The sequence below is a fragment of the Gemmatimonas sp. genome (genome assembly GCF_044345575.1).
Classification (GTDB): domain Bacteria; phylum Gemmatimonadota; class Gemmatimonadetes; order Gemmatimonadales; family Gemmatimonadaceae; genus Gemmatimonas.
Genome location: NZ_JBIJAW010000264.1, coordinates 1 through 4,678, shown reverse-complemented (window position 1 = coordinate 4,678; position 4,678 = coordinate 1). Strand labels below are relative to the sequence as shown.

The following is a 4,678-nucleotide window of genomic DNA, read 5'->3' as shown; positions in this document are numbered from 1 at the left end:
GCGATGGCGGTGCCGAAGGCGGGCGAGGCGGCACTCGATCCCAACTGGTCCACGAAGCCCGTCACCTACTTCGCCGGTGGCTCGGGGCTGTCCGGTACCGTGCACGACTACGCGCGGTTCCTGCAGATGGTGCTCAACGGTGGTGAGCTCGACGGCGTGCGCCTGTTGTCGCGCAAGACGGTGCAGATGATGCTCACCAACCAGATCGGTCAGCTGCAGCCCAATTACGGGCTCGGCTTCGCCGTGGAGACAGAGCAGAACGACTTCCGTTCGCCGAAGTCACTCGGCTCATTCTGGTGGAGTGGTGCCTTCCAGACGTTCTACTGGGTGGATCCCCAAGAGAAGCTCATCGCACTCTGCTACACCAACGTGTACGGCACCGGCGCGCGACTGGGGGCGCTGTTCGAAACGCTGGTGTACGACGCGCTCAAGTAGCGCCATTGGATTGCGTACTCGGGGGCGGCGGCGTCCAGCCGCCCTCGAGCAGATGCACAATGGGCAGGAACAGCGGCGACGGCAGCGCATCCCACGCGAACCAGGCCCACGCGTCGCACTTGTCGGGCTCGAGCCGTTGCGGCTCGCCCGCCTCGCTCTCGGCGAGCACGAACAGCGTGACGTAGTGCTTCTCGGCCGCCGGCTCAGCCGCCGCAAAGACGTCGTTGGTATACGGCCCCTGCCCGATGATGCGCACGGCGAGCCCGGTTTCCTCCAGCACTTCGCGCTGCGCGCACGCGAGCACCGATTCGCCCCATTCGAGATGCCCGCCGGGGAACTGCCACACGCCGTCGCCGTGCGACGTGCTGCGGCGCTTGCCCAACAGCACGCGGTCCCCGCGCTGCACGATGACGCCCACGCCGATGCGGGGCAGGCGGGATGTGGTCATGATGGATTGCGAGAGCACGGCGGTCACATTATCCGAAAATGTGGTGGTGTCGTGATGGACCATGCGCGAATATCGCGTGCGGGAACCGTTGTCGGGTAGCGCACGGGTCTGCTGTCCTCCGTTCCCGGATGTTGCCTGTGCCTGCGGGACCCGATGTTGTCTCTCGAAGGGTGCGGCGATCCCCGCCCACCGGTCAACGCGCCCCACGAGTCGATCATGCTGAACAATCTGCCGCTTCATGCCCTCATCGTGCACATGCCCATAGCGCTCACCGTTCTGGTGCCGATTTTCGCGGTGCTGGGCCTCTGGCTGGGTCGGCGCCTGTTGAAGCCGCACGTGGCCTGGGCGCTGCCGGTGGGGATGCTGGCGCTGCTGCTGGTGAGCGGTTTCGCCGCGGAAAAGACCGGCGAACAGCAGGAGGATCGGGTCGAGAAGGTGGTGCCCGAAGCCGCCTTCGAGAAGCACGAGGAGGCCGCCGAGCTGTTCCTCGTGGTCACGGGCGGCGTGCTGGTGCTGGCGGCCGGCGGGCTCATGAGCAACTCGCTCGGCAAGACGATGCGGGTGGTCGGCACCGTGGGGACACTCGCCGTGCTGGCGGCCGGGTGGAATGTGGGCCACAGCGGAGGGCAGTTGGTGTATCAGTACAACGCGGGGGCGGCGTACAGCACTGGCGCGGTGGGGGCCACAGAAGGCGCGTCGACGGCGGGAGAGGATGAGGATGACAAGTAAGGCCTAACACCCACCCACGACCCTCAACGCATGACCCTTCACCCTGAACGGGCGTGCTGTCAGCCCCCTCACCGGCCCATCGGTTCGAGCGACTGACGGCACGCCCGTTCAGGGTTGAGGGTCGTGTGTGAAGGGTTATGGGTGGGTGCTCGCCACATCGGTGCTCACGCCAACTCCGTCCTCCGCCCCCTCTCCCGCAAATACGCTTGCCACAGAATGCGTGCGGCGGTGGCACGATGCGGTGCCCACCGGCTCGCGAGATGCTGCGCTTCATTGCTGGTGGGCACACGATCGAGTCCGCGCACGTCGCGCAGTGCCATGTGTAGCGCGAGGTCGCCGGGGGGCCACGCATCGGGGCGACCGAGGGCGAAGAGGAGATAGACGTTCGCCGTCCACGGGCCGATGCCAGGTACTCGCTGCAGGTGGGCGAGCACGTCGTCATCGGGGAATGATGCGAGCGCGGCGAGATCGAGGCGCGCTTCCACCACCTGCTCGGCCAGCGCGACCCAATACGCCGCCTTCTGACGTGTCACCCCAAGGGCGCGCAGTCCGTCGGCGCCGAGTGCGACGATGCTAGAGGGGTGAACACCACCTTCGATGCTGGCGTCGAGGCGCCTAAAGAGCGACGCCGCCGATTCGAGCGATACCTGCTGTTCAAGAATGATGCGGGCGAGCGTCACGAAGCCTTCCGGACGCGGCCACAGCGGTGGTGTACCGTCGCGTGCGACGAGCGCGGCCAGCGCCGCATCGTGCGCGCATAATGCCTGCACCGCCTCCTGCAGCGCCGCTGCATCGAGACGGCGCGGCGCGCTCATCCCGCCTGTGCCGGCAGCGCGCCGATGCGCTGCCCCATCGTCACCGATGCGCCGAGCGTGAGCGGTTCGATCACGCCCGCGTCGCGCGAGCACACCAGCACCACGGTGCTACCGAACTCGAAGTGACCGAGCTGGTCACCGGCGGTGAGTGAGATGGGCGGCGAATAGCTTCGGCGCTGCACCTCGCGGCGACGCGCGTTGGTGTGCAGGTCATCGAACACGAGACGTGTCATCCCCACCATGGTGGCGCCCACCGGCACGATGGCCATGCGGCCACCCTGTTCTCCGTCCATCATGACGACGATGCGCTCGTTCACGGCGAAGAGATCGGCCACGTGGGTGACCGCCGCCGCGTTCACCGGCCACAGTTCCCCGGGGATGTACGCGGCGGCCGTGACGCGCCCGCTCAGCGGGACGTGGATGCGATGATAGTCCTTGGGCGAGAGGTACAGCGTGGTGTACGTGCCACCCTCGAAATCGCGCGCGAGCTCCGCGTCTCCCAGCAGTGCGGCGAGAGAATAGGTGCGCCCCTTCGCCTGCACGAGGGTGTCAGCCTGCACAACGCCGTACGCGCCCACGGCGGCGTCCACGGGACTCACGATGGCGTTGGGCGCGAGCGGCCGCAGCCCCGGCTTGAGCGCCCGCGTGAAGAACGCATTGATGCTGGGGTACTGCTCGAGCGGTAGCTCCGCCTCTTCGGGCTTGGCGCCGAAGAGACGGCTGTAGCCGCGATAGACCGCGCTGCGCCACCCGATGGGGATGGTGCGCGTGGCGAGCCACCCCGCCCCGCGACTGAGCGCGTGCTTGGGGAGGACGGCGAGGAGCAGAATGAGCAGACGGCCGAGCATGGGGCGGAATCTAGTCGGCGGTGTCTGGGGCAGTCGTGTCCTGATCGACCGTCGCCCGCGGCGTCTTGCGCGGATGGGCGACCGAGTGGCGGAAGAGTGATTCCACCTTGTCGCGCGCCCACAGCGTTTTGCGCAGGAACTTGAGGCTCGAGTTCACGCTCGGGTCGTGCGTGAAGCAGCGGATCGTGATGCGCTCGCCGAGGCCGTCCCAGCCGTAGCGATCGACCAGGTGCTCCACCATGGCTTTGAGAGTGACCCCATGCATGGGGTCGGACGTGCGTGGTTTCTGCGGCGGCTCGGACATGCTGGAATGTATCGGGTGACCGAAGACGTGAGCATTCACGCTATTCGGCCCGCATCCGTGCCTACTTTGGCCTGCCGGGCCGACCTATGCTCGACAGTCGGGATGCGCGCAGCTTCCGCTCTGAGCGCATGATATGAAGAATGAGGACTCGCTCATCGTGTACGCGATAGAAGATCCGACACGGCGGCTCAACGATCTGTCGGTAACGCGTGCTTCGCGACAGCTCGTTTGGCCGGCTTCCGCTTTCCGGATGCAGGGCGAGCTGATCGACATGCGCGAAGACCCGCCGTACGAGTGCTACAGCCGCTTGGCGATTCTCAATGGCGATGTAGTCCGCAATCGCGTCGAGATCTGCGAGTGCGGGTTCCGTCCAGACTACTTCAGCCACCTGGCCAGCCGCTCTTTCGCTTCTTCGTGCGAAACGAGTCGGTCATCCGCAACGGCCATCTCACCACGGGCGATTCCCTCGAGAATCGCCATCCGCTCCTGCTGTCGACGGTAAGATTCCACATCGACCAGATACGCGCTCGGCAGACCGTGCTGCGTGATGAGAATGGGCTCTTTGTCCCGTTCGAGCTCCGCCAGCAGTTCCGTCGCCTGACGCTTGAGCGTGGTCACCAGTTCCGTGCGCATAAGTGATACTAAAGTAGCACTTGACCATGCACAAGCTGCCTCGGTGACGTGCACGTGAGGAACGGTCGCGCCCCCGAACAAGTGATCCTAACGTTCGAGCGTAGACGGATTGCCGTAGCGGGTCAGCTTGAGCGACGGGTTACGTCTCGCCGGGCTACAGCGCGCTACAGAAGTTACGCTCGGCTGCGGCGCTCGAATGCTGTGCTGTCATTCGCGATCCCCCTTCCACTTTTCGAATCGATTACAGGGGGGTACTCGCCGCGCGGCCCAGCGATCATTTCAATATGTCTGGACAGCGAGCGATGTGCTCGTCGCACTCCTGCACGCCAGCGAGAACACCGACGGCATCGTACAACGACCGCGCCTCTCGCCATGATCGCTCAGCCTCTGGCAACTGGCCAAGTGACTCCTGGGCGAGCGCCCATACGCGCAGGGCATTCGCCAAGTCGAGCGAGACGCTGCCGCT

General features: G+C 65.8%; 8 protein-coding genes and 1 pseudogene. 2 read left to right on the top strand and 7 right to left on the bottom strand.

The features are described 5' to 3' along the window. Positions 1-435: serine hydrolase domain-containing protein (locus ACIQ6O_RS13175; protein WP_396208249.1), on the top strand; the 435-nt coding region annotated here is incomplete at its 5' end. Here the strand turns inward: ACIQ6O_RS13175 and ACIQ6O_RS13170 are convergent. Beyond that, on the bottom strand, positions 428-883 hold the full coding sequence (locus ACIQ6O_RS13170; RefSeq protein WP_396208250.1) for an NUDIX hydrolase: 456 nt from the start codon (positions 881-883) through the stop codon (positions 428-430). The two genes, ACIQ6O_RS13175 and ACIQ6O_RS13170, sit on opposite strands and share 8 nt — an antisense overlap. A gap of 216 nt (positions 884-1,099) precedes the next feature. Here ACIQ6O_RS13170 and ACIQ6O_RS13165 point away from each other — a divergent pair, with 216 nt between their 5' ends. Next, entirely contained in the window at positions 1,100-1,612 is a 513-nt protein-coding gene (locus ACIQ6O_RS13165) for a DUF2231 domain-containing protein (RefSeq protein ID WP_396208248.1), read from the top strand. A 164-nt stretch (positions 1,613-1,776) separates the two neighbouring features. On the opposite strand, the gene ACIQ6O_RS13160 is transcribed toward ACIQ6O_RS13165, so the two are convergent. The 6 genes and pseudogenes from ACIQ6O_RS13160 to ACIQ6O_RS13135 all read right to left on the bottom strand — a co-directional run. Beyond that, entirely contained in the window at positions 1,777-2,427 is a 651-nt protein-coding gene (locus ACIQ6O_RS13160) for a DNA-3-methyladenine glycosylase family protein (RefSeq protein WP_396208247.1), read from the bottom strand. Further along, positions 2,424-3,275, bottom strand: a complete 852-nt coding sequence (gene asd / locus ACIQ6O_RS13155; RefSeq protein ID WP_396208246.1) for an archaetidylserine decarboxylase — start codon at positions 3,273-3,275, stop codon at positions 2,424-2,426. The genes ACIQ6O_RS13160 and asd overlap by 4 nt, the downstream gene beginning before the upstream one ends. A 10-nt stretch (positions 3,276-3,285) precedes the next feature. After that, a complete protein-coding gene (locus ACIQ6O_RS13150) occupies positions 3,286-3,579 on the bottom strand; it encodes a VF530 family DNA-binding protein (RefSeq protein ID WP_396208245.1) in 294 nt (97 codons plus the stop codon). A 61-nt stretch (positions 3,580-3,640) separates the two neighbouring features. Beyond that, positions 3,641-3,967, bottom strand: a complete 327-nt coding sequence (locus tag ACIQ6O_RS13145; protein ID WP_396208244.1) for a type II toxin-antitoxin system RelE/ParE family toxin — start codon at positions 3,965-3,967, stop codon at positions 3,641-3,643. Continuing rightward, on the bottom strand, positions 3,955-4,212 hold the full coding sequence (locus ACIQ6O_RS13140) for a type II toxin-antitoxin system Phd/YefM family antitoxin (protein WP_396208243.1): 258 nt from the start codon (positions 4,210-4,212) through the stop codon (positions 3,955-3,957). The genes ACIQ6O_RS13145 and ACIQ6O_RS13140 overlap by 13 nt, the downstream gene beginning before the upstream one ends. Positions 4,213-4,486: 274 nt before the next feature. Then, positions 4,487-4,678 (bottom strand): annotated as a pseudogene (locus tag ACIQ6O_RS13135) (hypothetical protein); the annotation flags it as partial.